Source organism: Pseudotabrizicola sp. L79, from assembly GCF_036553525.1.
Classification (GTDB): domain Bacteria; phylum Pseudomonadota; class Alphaproteobacteria; order Rhodobacterales; family Rhodobacteraceae; genus Pseudotabrizicola.
This window is the reverse complement of the sequence record NZ_JAZHDA010000057.1, coordinates 140,250-154,664: the sequence shown is the minus strand read 5'-3', so window position 1 is coordinate 154,664 and position 14,415 is coordinate 140,250. Positions and strand designations below refer to the sequence as shown.

At 63.2% G+C, this 14,415-nt stretch carries 14 protein-coding genes; 5 read left to right on the top strand and 9 right to left on the bottom strand.

Going from position 1 to position 14,415, the window contains the following annotated elements:
- Positions 1-46 precede the first annotated feature (46 nt).
- From V3C85_RS18990 to kynU, 3 genes are all read right to left on the bottom strand, one after another.
- Positions 47-1,129 carry a L,D-transpeptidase gene (locus tag V3C85_RS18990; RefSeq protein WP_331797127.1) on the bottom strand — a complete coding sequence of 361 codons (1,083 nt, stop codon included), beginning with the start codon at positions 1,127-1,129 and terminating at the stop codon, positions 47-49.
- 355 nt (positions 1,130-1,484) lie between these two features.
- Entirely contained in the window at positions 1,485-1,952 is a 468-nt protein-coding gene (locus V3C85_RS18985) for a GNAT family N-acetyltransferase (protein ID WP_331797125.1), read from the bottom strand.
- The gene (kynU, locus tag V3C85_RS18980) at positions 1,949-3,145 is read right to left on the bottom strand and encodes a kynureninase (protein WP_331797124.1); all 1,197 of its coding nucleotides are present in this window, start codon (positions 3,143-3,145) and stop codon (positions 1,949-1,951) included. Before kynU ends, V3C85_RS18985 begins: the two co-directional genes overlap by 4 nt.
- A gap of 183 nt (positions 3,146-3,328) precedes the next feature.
- On the opposite strand from kynU, the gene V3C85_RS18975 reads away from it, so the two are divergent.
- From V3C85_RS18975 to V3C85_RS18965, 3 genes are all read left to right on the top strand, one after another.
- Positions 3,329-3,790, top strand: coding sequence for a methyltransferase family protein (locus tag V3C85_RS18975; protein ID WP_331797123.1), 462 nt, complete (start codon positions 3,329-3,331; stop codon positions 3,788-3,790).
- A gap of 134 nt (positions 3,791-3,924) precedes the next feature.
- Complete coding sequence (locus tag V3C85_RS18970; RefSeq protein WP_331797121.1) at positions 3,925-5,499, top strand: Re/Si-specific NAD(P)(+) transhydrogenase subunit alpha; 1,575 nt, start codon at positions 3,925-3,927, stop codon at positions 5,497-5,499.
- 13 nt (positions 5,500-5,512) lie between these two features.
- Positions 5,513-6,958 (top strand): NAD(P)(+) transhydrogenase (Re/Si-specific) subunit beta, encoded by a 1,446-nt coding sequence (locus V3C85_RS18965; RefSeq protein WP_331797119.1) that lies wholly within the window; start codon positions 5,513-5,515, stop codon positions 6,956-6,958.
- Positions 6,959-7,010: 52 nt separating this feature from the next.
- On the opposite strand, the gene V3C85_RS18960 is transcribed toward V3C85_RS18965, so the two are convergent.
- A complete protein-coding gene (locus V3C85_RS18960; protein WP_331797117.1) occupies positions 7,011-7,499 on the bottom strand; it encodes a GFA family protein in 489 nt (162 codons plus the stop codon).
- A gap of 155 nt (positions 7,500-7,654) precedes the next feature.
- Here V3C85_RS18960 and V3C85_RS18955 point away from each other — a divergent pair, with 155 nt between their 5' ends.
- Positions 7,655-8,944 (top strand): DUF3422 family protein, encoded by a 1,290-nt coding sequence (locus tag V3C85_RS18955; RefSeq protein WP_331797115.1) that lies wholly within the window; start codon positions 7,655-7,657, stop codon positions 8,942-8,944.
- Between the two features lie 199 nt (positions 8,945-9,143).
- Here V3C85_RS18955 and V3C85_RS18950 read toward each other — a convergent pair whose 3' ends face one another.
- The 4 genes from V3C85_RS18950 to V3C85_RS18935 form a co-directional block, all read right to left on the bottom strand.
- A complete protein-coding gene (locus tag V3C85_RS18950; RefSeq protein WP_331797113.1) occupies positions 9,144-10,121 on the bottom strand; it encodes an ABC transporter substrate-binding protein in 978 nt (325 codons plus the stop codon).
- A gap of 42 nt (positions 10,122-10,163) precedes the next feature.
- Positions 10,164-11,009, bottom strand: a complete 846-nt coding sequence (locus tag V3C85_RS18945) for an ABC transporter permease (RefSeq protein WP_331797111.1) — start codon at positions 11,007-11,009, stop codon at positions 10,164-10,166.
- Positions 11,006-11,872 (bottom strand): ABC transporter permease, encoded by an 867-nt coding sequence (locus tag V3C85_RS18940; protein ID WP_331797109.1) that lies wholly within the window; start codon positions 11,870-11,872, stop codon positions 11,006-11,008. The genes V3C85_RS18945 and V3C85_RS18940 overlap by 4 nt, the downstream gene beginning before the upstream one ends.
- A gap of 66 nt (positions 11,873-11,938) precedes the next feature.
- Positions 11,939-12,736, bottom strand: coding sequence for an ABC transporter ATP-binding protein (locus V3C85_RS18935; protein ID WP_331797108.1), 798 nt, complete (start codon positions 12,734-12,736; stop codon positions 11,939-11,941).
- 62 nt (positions 12,737-12,798) lie between these two features.
- Between V3C85_RS18935 and V3C85_RS18930 the strand changes: the two genes are divergently transcribed.
- Positions 12,799-12,951, top strand: coding sequence for a hypothetical protein (locus V3C85_RS18930; protein ID WP_331797107.1), 153 nt, complete (start codon positions 12,799-12,801; stop codon positions 12,949-12,951).
- A gap of 3 nt (positions 12,952-12,954) precedes the next feature.
- On the opposite strand, the gene hydA is transcribed toward V3C85_RS18930, so the two are convergent.
- Positions 12,955-14,409, bottom strand: coding sequence for a dihydropyrimidinase (gene hydA / locus V3C85_RS18925; protein WP_331797106.1), 1,455 nt, complete (start codon positions 14,407-14,409; stop codon positions 12,955-12,957).
- Positions 14,410-14,415 lie beyond the last annotated feature (6 nt).

Here is a 14,415-nt window from a genome sequence, read left to right as displayed (position 1 = left end):
CCGCCCAGATCGGGCGGCCTTTTCGCAGGATCTGCGGCCCCGGGCCTTAGCCCTGCGGGCAAACCCCGTTCACCAAGGGCACCGCACAAACCGGGGCCGCAGCCGCTGGGGCCGCAGCCGCTGGGGCTACCGTCACGGGCGCTACCGTCACGGGCGCCAGCGACTCGGGCGCGGTCATTGCCGCAGGGGCCGTCGATGCCGGGGCCGGAACCACAGGGGCAGAAACCACAGGGGCGGAAACCACGGGGGCCGGAACCACGGGGGCTGTCACGGCGGCCGGGGTGGTCGGCGCCCCCGAAGCCGCAGGCGCAACCGGCGTTGACATCGGGCCATCGGCGGGCGCGGTCACGGCGGCGGGCACCACCTCGGCCACAGGCTCTGCCGTCGTCACCACAGCCGGGGCAGGGGCGGGCTTTTTCTTCTTGGGCGCGGGCGGCGGCAGTTTCAGCCCCGTCGGCATCTGCCCGTCGCGCGTCAGAACGATCACCTTGGCGCCCTCAGGCACGCGGGTATAAAGATCCATCACATCCTGATTGATCATCCGAATGCAGCCCGACGAGGCATTCTTGCCAATCGACCACCAATCAGGGGTGCCGTGAATGCGATAGCCATAGTCGCGACCATTGGTCGTCAGATACAGCGCGCGCGCCCCCAGAGGGTTGGTCGGCCCCCCCGGCTGCCCCTTTTCCCATTTCGACAATTCGGGCTTGCGCTCGATCATCTCGGGCGGCGGGGTCCAGGTCGGCCAGGGCCTGCGGTCGGTCACATTGGCCACGCCATGCCACTCAAAGCCCTCTTTGCCGACCGCAATGCCATAACGAATGGCCTTGCCCTTGCCGGTCACGAAATACAGATGCTTTTCTGCCGGGTTGATGATGATCGTGCCCGGCACTTCGTCGCTGGCAAAATCAACCACCTGCCGTTCAAACTGATCGGGCACCTTTTCCACCGGCACGGCAGGCACGGTAAAGCCATTGTCCGAGCTGGCCAGATACACCCCCTCGGCCGGCACGTCGGCCTTCAGCGCAGCAGGTTCCTTGGTGGAAGTGGTGGTGGTGGTCGGCACACAGGCCGACAATCCCGCAACAGCGGCAACCGCGACCATTACCCGCACCGTAACATAAGACATCGTCACACTCATCCTTCCCGGCAGCGCCGTGGTGCCGTTTATACGTCTGGTCAGGGTAGCCGAGCCATCGGGGGGCGTCAAAGGGGCAAAGCCGGGATGGGCAGGATGGTGCGGATGCACCCGCTGCAAAGGGGCACTAACCGCAGCCTTTTGCCGTGGGGGCGGCCAAACCGGGCTTGTTTTTGGGCAATGGCCACAGATCTGATCGGTTTGCAGGCATATCCGGCCCGAAACCAAGGCCGTGCCCCACTCGCCGCCCGCCGCACTCATCGGGGCAGGGCACGCCCCACAGCGCAACAACCTCGCCCCGTGCAGCCGGGCAACCGCGCTGATTCCCACCCCCGCCACGCCGCTGTCAGTCCACCACCACCACCATGGCAAAGCGCGTCAGCACCGCGCCGTCCCGCTCATAGGCGTCCTGCGCTTTAACCTGCCACCCCCGCCGCGCCAGAAACGGGCGGGCCAGATGGCTGGCATGCGCGCTCAGCCGCGCCAATCCCGCGCGCCGGGCCTGTGCGATCAGCACCTCATACAGCGCGCCGGCCACCCCCGTTCCCATCACCTCGGGCAGCACAAAGGCCATGTCCAGATAGCCATCCCGGCGCAACGACATAAAGCCGGTGATCCGCCCCTCGGCCTCGGCCACCCAGGCCCATTGATCCAGCAGCTTGTCGGGCTGGTCTGGGTCGGGCAGGGGCGACGGCGCCCAAACCGCCAGTGCAGACGCAGGGTAAGCCCCCGCCGCCCCTTGCCGCACCGCCCGATAAAACACCCCCTTGCAGGCCGCCCGGTCGCCTGCGCGATAGGCGCGGATCGTGGTCACGTCACCCGGGCCTTGGCCATGAACTCGGGCCGGTCCCAGGCGCTGGTCGCCATGATTTCGTCCAGCGCCGCCACGGCCCCGGTCACATCCTCCATCGTCGTGTAAAGCGGCGTGAACCCAAAGCGCAGAATATCGGGCGCGCGGAAATCACCGATCACCCCGCGCGCGATCAGGGCCTGCATGATTGCATAGCCCTGCGGATGACGGAAACTCACCTGACTGCCGCGCGCCGCACCCTCGCGCGGGCTGGCCAAGGTCAGCGTCGGGCAGGCGGCCTCGATCCCGGCAATAAAGGCATCCCCCAAGGCGATCGAGCGCGCCCGCACATCGGCCATCTCAACCTGATCCCAGATATCCATGCTGGCCTCCAGCGCGGCCATCTGCAGAACCGGAGGTGTGCCCACCCGCATCCTCTCGATCCCCGCGCCGGGGCGATAGGCCAGATCAAAGGCAAAGGGGGCCTCATGGCCCAACCAGCCCGACAGCGCCGGGCGCGCGGCCTCGGCATGGCGGGGGGCGACATAGATAAAGGCCGGGCCACCGGGGCCGGAATTCAGGTATTTATAGGTGCACCCCACCGCAAAATCGGCCCCCGTGCCCCGCAGATCCACCGGCAAGGCCCCCGCCGAATGCGCCAGATCCCAAACCGTCAGCGCGCCTGCGGCATGGGCGCGTGCCGTGATCGCCGCCATGTCATGCTTGGCCCCGGTGCGGTAATCCACCTCGGTCAGCATCACCACGGCCACGCTGTCGTCAATCGCCCCGGCCACCTGATCGGGGGCCACCGTGCGCAGCGCATATCCCGCCCCCAGCGTGCGCACCAATCCGTCCGCCATGTAAAGGTCAGATGGAAAATTCCCGGTATCCGACAAAATCACCTTGCGCCCCGGCACCATCTCCAGCGCCGAGGCCAGCGCCTGATACACCTTGATCGACAAGGTATCACCCAGAACCACCGTGCCCGGTTCCGCCCCGATCAGCCGCCCGATACGATCGCCCAGCCGCGCGGGCTGATCCATCCAGCCCGCAGCATTCCAGCCCCGGATCAGCAGATTGCCCCATTCTTCGGCCACCGTGCGCGCCACGCGGGTGCTGGCGGCGCGCGGCAGCGGCCCCAGAGAGTTGCCATCCAGATAGATCACGCCCTCGGGCAGATGAAACAGGGCACGGGTTGCGGTGAAATCAGTGGTCATCGGGGCCTCCATTGCGCGGTCAGGCTGCCCCGAAATCTGGCCCGGCTCAACCGCATTCCGCAGCCTTGCGACGTGCGCGCCCCGGCATTGCCCGTTGGCCCTGGGCATATGGCCGCTTGCACTTTGCCAAGATTGACGGAAAAGTGCCCCCAAACAGCGCGTTTGCACGTCAAGGGGGGGATGATGCCAAAGCTGACCGATCTGCCGCAGGTCTGGCTGGCCCTGTCGCTTGGCCTGGTCTGGGGGCTGGATGCGCTGGTGCCGTGGGGCCTGTTTGGCCCATCGGGCCAATGGGTTGGCGCGGCGCTGATCGGCCTTGGCCTTGCGCTGATGCTGGCGGCGGCGGGCCAGATGATCCTGCGCCGTACCACGGTGATTCCCAAGACTGACCCGGCGGTGCTGATGACGGGCGGGCTTTTCCGTCTGTCGCGCAACCCGATCTATCTGGGCGACGCGCTGATCCTTGCGGGGGCCATCCTGTGGTGGGACGTGCCCCATGGCGTGCCGGTGCTGATCGGCTTTATGGCCTTGATTCAGCACCGCTTTATCATGGACGAAGAGACCCGCCTGCGCCGCGCCTTTGGCCCGGCCTATCAGGCATGGTCGCAAAAGACCGGGCGCTGGATCGCCTGGCCCTTTGGCTAGGGGGCAGGCAGAATTGCCGCAGGGCGGCATAAAACTTTGAAATGAAGTTGCGCAATGCTATGTGGGCCGAACACTTTTATTGCCGGGCGCTGCCCGGACCAGAATTCAAGACCTGACCAAACGGGGGAGAGACAGTGAAGATCGGGGCACCGAAAGAGATATTCGAGGGCGAAAACCGCGTCGCAATGACGCCGGATTCCGCCACCCAGTTGCAAAAACTGGGCCATAGTTGCGTCATCGAAAGCGGGGCGGGCCTCAAGGCCGGCTTCTCGGATGCGCTGTATCAGGCCGCCGGTGTCGAGGTGGTGAAGACCGCCAAGGCGCTGTATGAGGCCGCGGATGTGGTGGTCAAGGTGCGCGGCCCCGAGGCCAAGGAAGCCAAGCTGTTGAAATCGGGCCAGACCCTGATTTCCTTCTTCTGGCCCGCGCAGAATGCCGATTTGCTGGATCAGATCGCCAAGCAGGGCGCCACCGTCGTCGCCATGGATATGGTGCCGCGCATTTCGCGCGCGCAAAAGATGGATGCGCTGTCGTCGATGGCCAATATCGCGGGCTATCGCGCCGTGATCGAGGCCGGGAACAACTTTGGCCGCTTTTTCACCGGTCAGGTGACGGCCGCAGGCAAAGTGCCGCCCGCCAAGGTGCTGATCGTCGGCGCCGGCGTGGCAGGCCTTGCCGCCATCGGCACCTCTACCTCGCTGGGGGCCATCACCCTGGCCTTTGACGTGCGCCCCGAAGTGGCCGAGCAGATTGAATCGATGGGCGCTGAATTCGTCTATCTCGATTTCGCCGAAGCCGCCCAGGACGGCGCCGCCACCGGCGGTTACGCCGCCCCGTCCTCGCCGGAATTCCGCGAAGCCCAGCTCAAGAAATTCCGCGAGCTGGCGCCCGATATGGACATCGTCATCACCACCGCCCTGATTCCGGGCCGGCCCGCGCCAAAGCTGTGGACCGAAGACATGGTCAAGATGATGAAGCCGGGCAGCGTGATCGTTGACCTTGCCGCTGAACGCGGCGGCAACTGCGATCTGACCGTGCCGGATCAGAAGATCGTCACCGACAACGGCGTGACGGTGGTCGGCTATACCGATTTCCCCAGCCGGATGGCGGCCCAGGCCAGCACGCTGTATTCCAACAACATCCGCCACATGCTGACGGATCTGACGCCCAAGAAAGACGGCGTCATCAACCACAACATGGAAGATGACGTGATCCGCGGCGCCACCGTCACCCATGCCGGCGCCGTGACCTTCCCGCCGCCCCCGCCCAAGGTGCAGGCGATTGCCGCGGCCAAGCCCAAGGAAAAGGCCAAGGAACTGACGCCCGAGGAACGCCGCGCCCAGGAAGTGGCCGCGTTCAAGGCCCAGACCCGCAACCAGTTCACCCTGCTGGGGGTTGGCGGGGGCCTGCTGTTGCTGGCGGGCCTGTTTGCCCCGGCCAGTTTCATGCAGCACTTCATCGTCTTCGTGCTGGCCTGTTTCGTCGGTTTCCAGGTGATCTGGAACGTCAGCCATTCGCTGCACACGCCGCTGATGGCCATCACCAATGCCATCTCGTCGATCATCATTCTGGGCGCGCTGATGCAGATCGGGTCGGGGTCCGTCCTCGTCGTGATCCTTGCGGCCCTGTCGGTCTTCATGGCAGGAATCAACATCTTTGGTGGCTTCATGGTCACCCGGCGCATGCTCGCCATGTTCCAGAAGTCGTAAGGGGGCCAGCACGATGGAATACGGATTTACCACGGCGGCCTATGTGGTCGCGGCTGTTCTCTTCATCCTCTCGCTGGGCGGCCTTTCGGGGCAGGAAAGCGCGAAACGTGCCGTCTGGTATGGAATCGTCGGCATGGCGCTTGCCGTCGTTGCCACGCTGATCGGCCCCGGCGCGGGCAATTGGCTGGTGTCGCTGGTGATGATCGTCGTCGGCGGCGGCATCGGTTGGGTCGTGGCACAGCGCGTGCAGATGACCGAAATGCCGCAACTTGTGGCGGCCATGCACAGCCTTGTCGGCCTTGCGGCGGTCTTTATCGGCTATAACGCCGAGATCGAAATGGTGCGCGTGGCGGCGATGCAGATGGCAGGCGATGCCGATGCCTTGCAGGCGCTCAAGGGCTTTGCGCTGAAAGTGTCGGAAAAATCGGCCTCGGAAATCGCGATCCTCAAGATCGAGGTCTTCCTTGGCGTCTTCATCGGGGCTGTCACCTTTACCGGCTCGGTCATTGCCTATGGCAAACTGGCGGGCAAGGTGGATGGCAAGGCCAAGAAACTGCCCGGCGGCCATATGCTGAACGCAGGCGCCGCGATCCTGTCGCTGATCCTGTTGGTGATGTATTTCCAGGGCTTCGGCACCTGGACGCTGATCCTGATGACGCTGGCCGCCTTCTTCATCGGCTATCACCTGATCATGGGCATCGGCGGTGCCGACATGCCGGTGGTGGTGTCGATGCTGAACAGCTATTCCGGCTGGGCCGCCGCGGCCATCGGCTTTTCGCTGTCGAATGATCTGTTGATCGTCGTGGGCGCTCTGGTCGGCTCGTCGGGCGCGATCCTGTCGTATATCATGTGCAAGGCGATGAACCGCAGTTTCATCAGCGTGATCCTGGGCGGCTTTGGCGGCACCACGGGCCCCGCAATGGAAGTCACCGGCGAACAGATCGCCATCGACACCGATGGCGTTGCCGCCGCGCTGAACGACGCCGACAGCATCATCATCATCCCCGGTTACGGCATGGCCGTGGCGCAGGCCCAGCAGTCGGTGTCAGAACTGACCCGCAAGCTGCGCACCAAGGGCAAGACCGTGCGCTTTGCCATCCACCCGGTGGCAGGCCGCCTGCCGGGCCACATGAACGTGCTGCTGGCCGAGGCCAAGGTGCCCTATGACATCGTTCTGGAAATGGACGAGATCAACGAGGACTTCCCCGAAACCGATGTGGCCATCGTCATCGGCTCGAATGACATCGTGAACCCGGCCGCACAAGAAGACCCCAACAGCCCCATCGCCGGCATGCCGGTGCTGGAATGCTGGAAGGCCAAACAGGTCTTCGTGTCGAAACGGGGGCAGGGCACGGGCTATTCGGGCATCGAGAACCCGCTGTTCTACAAGGATAACACCCGGATGTTCTACGGCGATGCCAAAAAGTCGCTCGATGCCTTGCTGCCGCTGATCGACTAAGCACCGCGCACAAAACCCCAAAGGCCCCGGTTCACCCCGGGGCCTTTTTCGCTCAGGCTCCGCCAATGATATGGCAGGTCTCGAACACGGTGGGTGCCTCAGGCGTGCCATCCTTTGCCAGAACATGGGCGGCAAAGGTGGGTATCCCCGCCGGGATCACCGTATCGCGCCGCGCTTCATTCAGGAAAATATGCTTCGACGTCTCTGGCGGAATGGCGAACCAGCAGGGGTCGTCAAAGGTGCCCGCATAAAGCCCCAGCTTTCCCGGAAACCGCTCAAAACTCAGCCACAGCTTGGTGCCGCAATCGGCGCAGAAATGAACATGGATCACCTTGCCCGATCCGGCCGAGATTGCGTCAAACACACGGGGCGTGCCCGACAGCAGGCGAAGATCCACGTCGTCAAACACGGGCTGCACCATATAGGCCGATCCGGTCGCCCGCTGACAAAAGCGGCAATGACAGACCGTGACACGCGCTGGTGCTGTCACTGTTTCATACCTGATCGCCCCACACAGGCAGCCGCCTTGATGCCGTTCCATATCCTGGTCCCGTTTGCAGTTCAGAGGACAGTCATCAAGCATGGGTTTGCTTTTCCCGCAACACCTTTGCGGCATGCCAAGGTATTCCGGCATTTCGCTTTTTCTTCCTCCGATCCCGCCTTAACTTTTGAATTTACACGGTCCGGACGAAAACAATGCCCCAGATGATCGACCACCCCCAACGCTATGCCATCGTGAACGAACTTCATGCCCGGCCCTATCCGGCGCTGAACGTGCCGTGCCATGCCGTGCATCTGGCGATCAAGGAACCGGTCGAGGCCGCCAACCGCGACCGCGCGCTGGACCGTGATCACCTGATTGCCCTGCTCGATCGCCACGGCGCCGGCCATCCGCAGCCCGAGGCCAACCATTTTTCCGACACCATCGGCAAGCATATGCTGAAATGGGAAAGCCATACCGAATTCGTCACCTACACAGCCTTTGGTCAGGGCCTCTCCGCGCGCGCCTTTGATCCGGCCGAGGCCGAGATCTTTCCCGAAGACTGGGTCGAGGCCGCGCCGGGCAAGCGTCTGGTGTCGCTGGTCATCCGGGTCGAGGAAATGCCGCAGGATGAAGCGCTGATCCAGGCCAAGCTGGAAGACTGGTTCGTGGGCGAAAGCCTTGCCGTGTCACGGGTTGTCGATGGCGCGGCCATCGTTGCGGGTGATTTTCGGATTGACGCGTCGGGGCTGATGCGCTTTGCCGTCTTTGTCCGCCCCGGCACGGGCAAGCGCCGCGTGGGCCGCATCGTGCAACGCCTGTGCGAGGTGGAAACCTATCGCTCGATGTCGATGCTGGGCCTTGTGCGCGCCCGTGCGCTCTCGGCCAAGCTGAACGCCCTTGATCCGCAACTGTCCTCGCTGGTCTCGGCGCTGGATACCACCGAACGCAGCCCGGAAACGGCCCTGCATCAACTGCTGCAAATCTCGGCCGAACTGGAAAGCCTGGCGGTCAAATACACCTTTCGCTTCGGCGCCACCGGGGCCTATGAGGCGCTGGTGAACCAACGCATAGAGGTGATGCGCGAACAGCGGGTGAACGGGCGGCAAAGCTTTGGCGAATTCATGATGCGCCGCTACGATCCGGCCATGCGCACCGTGAAATCCGCCGAATCCCGCCTGCGCAGCATGGCCGAACGCGCCCAACGCGCCGCCGAACTCTTGCGCACCAGGGTGGATGTGGAACGCTCGGCCCAGAACCAGAAACTGCTGGAAAGCATGGACCGCCGCGCCGACCTGCAACTGCGCCTGCAACACACGGTCGAGGGCCTGTCGGTGGTGGCCATCAGCTATTACGCCGTGTCGCTGGCCGGCTATGTCGCCTATCCGCTGGCCCAGTCGATGGCGATCAGCAAAGAGCTGATGATGGTCGGCCTGACGCCGCTGGTCATCGGCCTTGTCTGGCTGATGGTCCGCCGCATCCGCGCGGGGTTTGAACAACGGTGATCTGGCGGTGCGCCGTTCCCGTGTCCGGGAACAGCGCAAGTCTTTTTACCTCGTCCTCGGCCTTCGGCCTCCTCCTCAGGCTGCCTCCGGCGGGGATATTTAAGAACAGGCGAAAACATCTTCATCTGTTCGAAAATATCCCGGGGGTAAGGCTTTCGCATGTGCGAAAGCCGCAGGGGGCAGAGCCCCCTGTCGCCGGTTACTGAAGGGCCTTGTCGCTGATCTGGTGGGTCCAGGCCCCCTCGGGCGCCTTCGAGATCACCGGATCAGATCCGGGCGACAAAAGCGAGGCAACCGTCCGCTCATAATCGGCCGGGTCAAGGGCGCCGTTCGATCCGGCGGTCAGCTTGGCGATTTCGCCCATCATCCGCTTTTGGTGGGTTTCGGTCTGGGCGCCGGTTTCGTCATTGTCCAGAACGATCATTGCGGCTTCGTCCGGGTTGGCTTCGGCATATTTCCAGCCCTTCATGCTGGCGCGCACGAATTTCACCATCTTGTCTTCAAAGGCCGGGTCTTTCAGGTTCTCTTCCAGAACGTAGAGGCCATCTTCCATCGTGGCCACGCCTTCATCCTGATATTTGAAGGTGACCAGATCATCCGGGCTGATGCCGGCGTCGATCACTTGCCAATATTCATTATAGGTCATGGTCGAGACGCAGGCCGCCTGCTTTTGCAGCAGCGGATCGACGTTGAAGCCCTGCTTCAACACCGTCACCCCACCGGCCGACCCATCGGTCTTCAGGCCAAGCTGGCTCATCCACGACAGGAACGGATATTCATTGCCAAAGAACCACACGCCCAAGGTCTTGTCGGCAAAATCTGCCGGAGAGGTGATGCCGCTTTCCTTGAGGCAGGTCAGCATCATCCCCGAGGATTTGAACGGCTGCGCGATATTGACCAGCGGCAGGCCCTTTTCGCGGGCGGCCAGCGCGGCGGGCATCCATTCCACGATCACATCGGCACCACCGCCCGCAATCACCTGGGTCGGTGCAATATCAGGGCCGCCCGGCTTGATCGTGACATTCAGGCCTTCCTCTTCGTAAAAGCCCTTTTCCGCGGCAACGTAATAGCCCGCGAATTGTGATTGGGTCACCCATTTCAGTTGCAGCGTCACATCCTCGGCGCTGGCCGTGCCAGCAACCAGGGCCAGAACGCTGGCGGTAAGAAGTGTCTTCATTGCCGTACCTCCGTGTTGGGCCCCAATATCGCGGGGGGCCGTTTAGCCGCGTTGCGACGGGTGCCAGAACGTCACCCGCTTTTCGATGGCCGAGATCACCCCATAGAACAGCGAGCCCGACAGGGCCGCCACCACAATTTCGGCCCAGACCATGTCAAGGCCCAGCCTGCCCACCTCGGTGCTGATGCGAAAGCCCATGCCGACGATGGGGCTGCCGAAAAATTCAGCAACAATCGCCCCGATCAGGGCCAGGGTTGATGCGATTTTCAGGCCGTTGAAGACAAAGGGCATGGCAGCGGGCAGGCGCAGGCACCACAGGCTTTGCCAATAGCTGGCCGACCAAGTGGCCATCAGGTCGCGCTGCATCCGGTCGGCACTGTTCAGCCCGGCCACGATATTGACCAGCACCGGAAAGAACACCATCACCACCACCACGGCGGCCTTGGATTGCCAGTCAAAGCCGAACCACATCACCAAGACCGGGGCAAGGCCGACAATCGGCAGCGCCGCCACGAAATTGCCCACAGGCAACAGGCCGCGTTGCAAAAACGGGCTGCGGTCGATGGCCACGGCCACCACAAAGGCCGCAGCAACCCCGATCAGAAATCCCGACAGCGCCCCCTTGATCACCGTTTGCACGAAATCGGCCCACAGCGTGCCCAGCGAGCCTGCAAATTTTGCCGCAATCGCCGTCGGGGCGGGCAAGATCACCGGGCTGATGCCAAAGCCGCGCACATAGCCTTCCCACAGCACCAGCACGGTTATGCCAAACAGCGCCGCCACCGCGATCCGCCCCCCGGCACTGTGGCTGGCCGGCCCCGTGGCCAGCCGCACATTCCCCCACCAGGCGCCGATCCAGAACAGCAGGGCGCCAAAAAACCAGATCATGGCCGCACCCCCATGCGTGTATTGGCCAGCCGTTCGATCACCCCCACGGTCACGATCAGCATTCCCGCCAGAATGGCCGCCGCAAACAGCGCCGCCCACATGATCAAGGGCTCTCCGAACTGGCTGCCGATCAGCATGCGGGCGCCCAGGCCCTCGATGGCCCCGGTGGGCAATTCGCCGACAATGGTGCCGATCAGCGCCGCCGCGACCGCCACTTTCAGCGAGGCAAAGAAATAGGGCATCGACGCCGGAAGCCGCAGCTTCCAAAAGGTCTGGTTTTCGCTTGCGCCATAGGTTTTCAACTGGTCCAACTGCATCTGATCGGGGCTGCGCAGGCCCTTGACCATGCTGACCAGCACGGGAAAGAACGACAGATAGGCGCTGATGATGGCCTTTGGCACCTCGCGGCTGTCGATCCCCATTTGGTTTGACAGGGTCAGGATCATCGGGGCCAGTGCGACAATGGGAATGGTCTGGCTGATGATGGCCCAAGGCATGACCGACAGTTCCATCACCCGATAGCGCACGATCGACACGGCCAAGGCCACCCCCAGCACGATGCCAAGCGCAAAGCCCATCATCGTGCCGCGCAGCGTGATCAACCCATGGTAAACAAGGCTGCGCTTCGAGGTGATCTTTTGCCCGGCCACCCCTTTCCACAATTCGGCCGCCACCTGATGGGGGGGCGGCAACAGCGGGCGGGCCTGCGCCATGGTCTGCGGCACCACCTCGGCCCAGGTCACGCTTTGGCCCGCGCGCTCGGCCTGATCAAACACCCAAGTCGCATTCATCCAGACGCTGGCCGCATACCAGATCGCGACCAGCGCAGCCAGAACGGTCAGAACGGGGCGGGCCGAGGTCATGGCCACCCCCGCAGACTGTCTGCACGGGGGGTGTACAGGGGGTGCACCACAGGTGACAGGCTGGCGTCAGTCATCAATATGCCCCGCCCGCAATCCTTCGCGCACCCGGTGGGCGATGTCGATAAAGGCCTGACTGTCCCGAATATCCAGCGGGCGGTCCTTGGGCAGAGGGCTTTCGATCACATCGGTGATCCGTCCGGGGCGCGGCGACATGACCACGATCTTGGTCGACAGATACACCGCCTCGGGAATGGAATGTGTAACGAATCCAATGGTTTTCCCGGTGCGGGCCCACAGTTTCAGCAGCTCTTCGTTCAGCCGGTCGCGCACGATTTCATCCAGCGCGCCAAAGGGTTCGTCCATCAACAGGATGTCGGCATCAAAGGCCAGGGCGCGGGCAATACTGGCCCGCTGCTGCATCCCCCCCGAAAGCTGCCAGGGGAACTTCTTGCCAAAGCCCGAAAGCTCCACCAACTCCAGCACCCGCTCGACCCGCGCCTCTTGGTCGGCCTTGGAAAATCCCATGATTTCAAGGGGAAGCTTGATGTTTCCGGCAATTGTGCGCCACGGATACAGCCCCGCCGCCTGAAACACATAGCCATAGGCCCGCTTCTTGCGCGCCTCATCCGGGGACATCCCATTCACCGTCAGCGTGCCGCCCGTGGGATGTTCCAGCGCCGCGATGCAGCGCAGAAAAGTTGTTTTCCCGCAACCACTTGGCCCGATAAAGCTGACGAAATCGCCTTTGTCGATCGTCAGGTTCACATCGCGCAGCGCATGCACCGGGCCATCTGCGGTCTGAAAGGTCAGATCCAGCCCCTTGGCCTCGATCACCGCCCCGCCCAGGTTCAACGTATCCTTCATGCCGTCACACCCCTGTTACGGCCCGCAGCTATCAACAACACAGGCCGAGGGAGGCACCGACCATGTTCCAACTTTTCCCGATGACCTTTATCCCGCAAGGGATTCCCTTTCTTTTTCAATTCATTACGCCCCTTCGGCCAACCGCCCTGCCAGGCACCCTGTCGCTGTGCCCCGATGCCGACCCCGAAGATGATCCGGGGCAGGCCGAGGGATAGGGGCTAGACACCGGTGGCCGGAATGCCGCTGCGTTCCACCGGCCGGGGGGCCGTCAGCTCTTTCCACTGGCTAAGGGCACGGTTGACCGCTGGCCGGGCCTCACGCGCCACGAACTTGCCATGGCCTTCCTCGGTCTTGACCGCGCCATCATCGACCGCGACCTTGCCGCGCGTCAGCACGAAACGCGGCAGGCCTTTCACAGCTTTGCCCTCGAACACGTTGTAATCAATGGCAGATTGCTGTGACGTGGCGCTGATCACCTTTTCCTTTTCCGGGTCCAGCACCACGATATCGGCATCCGCCCCCACCAGAATCGCGCCCTTTTTCGGATAGCAGTTCAGGATCTTGGCGATATTGGTGCTGGTCACCGCCACAAATTCATTCGGCGTCAGCCGCCCGGTGCCCACGCCCGTGGTCCACAGCATGGGCAGCCGGTCTTCCAGCCCGCCGGTGCCATTGGGGATCTTGGAAAAATCGTTCAATCCGAACCGCTTCTGGTCCGTTGTAAAAGCACAGTGATCGGTCGCCACAACCGAAAGACTGCCCGACATCAGCCCGGCCCAGAGGCTGTCCTGATGCTGCTTGTTGCGGAACGGGGGCGACATGACGCGGCGCGCGGCGTGGTCCCAGTCGGGGTGGAAATATTCGCTTTCGTCCAGCGTCAGGTGCTGGATCAACGGCTCGCCCCACACCCGCTTGCCCTGTTGGCGCGCCCGGCGGATCGCCTCATGCGAGTCTTCGCAAGACACATGCACCACATAGAGCGGCACGCCCGCCATATCGGCGATCATGATGGCGCGGTTGGTCGCCTCGCCCTCGACCTGCGGCGGGCGGGAATAGGCATGGCCTTCGGGGCCACGGTTGCCTTCGGCCAGCAATTTCGCGGTCAGCTCGGCCACGATATCGCCGTTCTCGGCATGCACCATGGCAAGGCCGCCCACATCCCCCACGCGGCGGAAACTGGCGAACAACTCATCGTCATTCACCATCAGCGCGCCCTTATAGGCCATGAAATGCTTGAAGCTGGTGATCCCGGCCTTGGCGCTTTCTGCAATGCCATCCCAGACCTTTTCGCCCCACCAGGTGACGGCCATGTGATAGGAATAATCGCAATTCGCGCGGGTCGATTTGTTGTGCCACATCTGCGCGGCATCCATCAGCCCCTGACCCTGGCCCGGCAGGATGAAATCCACCACCATCGTGGTGCCGCCCGACAAGGCCGCCCGTGTGCCGCTTTCGAAATCGTCGCTGGAGTAGGTGCCCATGAACGGCATCTCCAGATGCGTATGCGGATCAATGCCGCCGGGCATGACATAGCACCCCGAGGCATCCAGCACCTTGTCGCCTTTAAGGTTCGGCCCGATCTCGGTGATCACGCCGTTTTCAACCCGCACATCGGCCTTGTAGGTGAGGTCCGCCGTTACAACAGTGCCGTTCTTGATGATGGTGCTGGCCATTCATGC

Excerpts from the sequence above, each read along its gene's own strand:
- V3C85_RS18940 (WP_331797109.1), bottom strand. The coding sequence starts at position 11,872 with ATGACCTCGGCCCGCCCCGTTCTGACCGTTCTGGCTGCGCTGGTCGCG.
- kynU (WP_331797124.1), bottom strand. The coding sequence starts at position 3,145 with ATGACCACTGATTTCACCGCAACCCGTGCCCTGTTTCATCTGCCCGAG.
- V3C85_RS18950 (WP_331797113.1), bottom strand. The coding sequence starts at position 10,121 with ATGAAGACACTTCTTACCGCCAGCGTTCTGGCCCTGGTTGCTGGCACG.
- V3C85_RS18965 (WP_331797119.1), top strand. The coding sequence starts at position 5,513 with ATGGAATACGGATTTACCACGGCGGCCTATGTGGTCGCGGCTGTTCTC.
- V3C85_RS18975 (WP_331797123.1), top strand. The coding sequence starts at position 3,329 with ATGCCAAAGCTGACCGATCTGCCGCAGGTCTGGCTGGCCCTGTCGCTT.
- V3C85_RS18945 (WP_331797111.1), bottom strand. The coding sequence starts at position 11,009 with ATGATCTGGTTTTTTGGCGCCCTGCTGTTCTGGATCGGCGCCTGGTGG.
- V3C85_RS18955 (WP_331797115.1), top strand. The coding sequence starts at position 7,655 with ATGCCCCAGATGATCGACCACCCCCAACGCTATGCCATCGTGAACGAA.
- V3C85_RS18990 (WP_331797127.1), bottom strand. The coding sequence starts at position 1,129 with ATGTCTTATGTTACGGTGCGGGTAATGGTCGCGGTTGCCGCTGTTGCG.
- V3C85_RS18960 (WP_331797117.1), bottom strand. The coding sequence starts at position 7,499 with ATGGAACGGCATCAAGGCGGCTGCCTGTGTGGGGCGATCAGGTATGAA.
- V3C85_RS18930 (WP_331797107.1), top strand. The coding sequence starts at position 12,799 with ATGTTCCAACTTTTCCCGATGACCTTTATCCCGCAAGGGATTCCCTTT.
- hydA (WP_331797106.1), bottom strand. The coding sequence starts at position 14,409 with ATGGCCAGCACCATCATCAAGAACGGCACTGTTGTAACGGCGGACCTC.
- V3C85_RS18935 (WP_331797108.1), bottom strand. The coding sequence starts at position 12,736 with ATGAAGGATACGTTGAACCTGGGCGGGGCGGTGATCGAGGCCAAGGGG.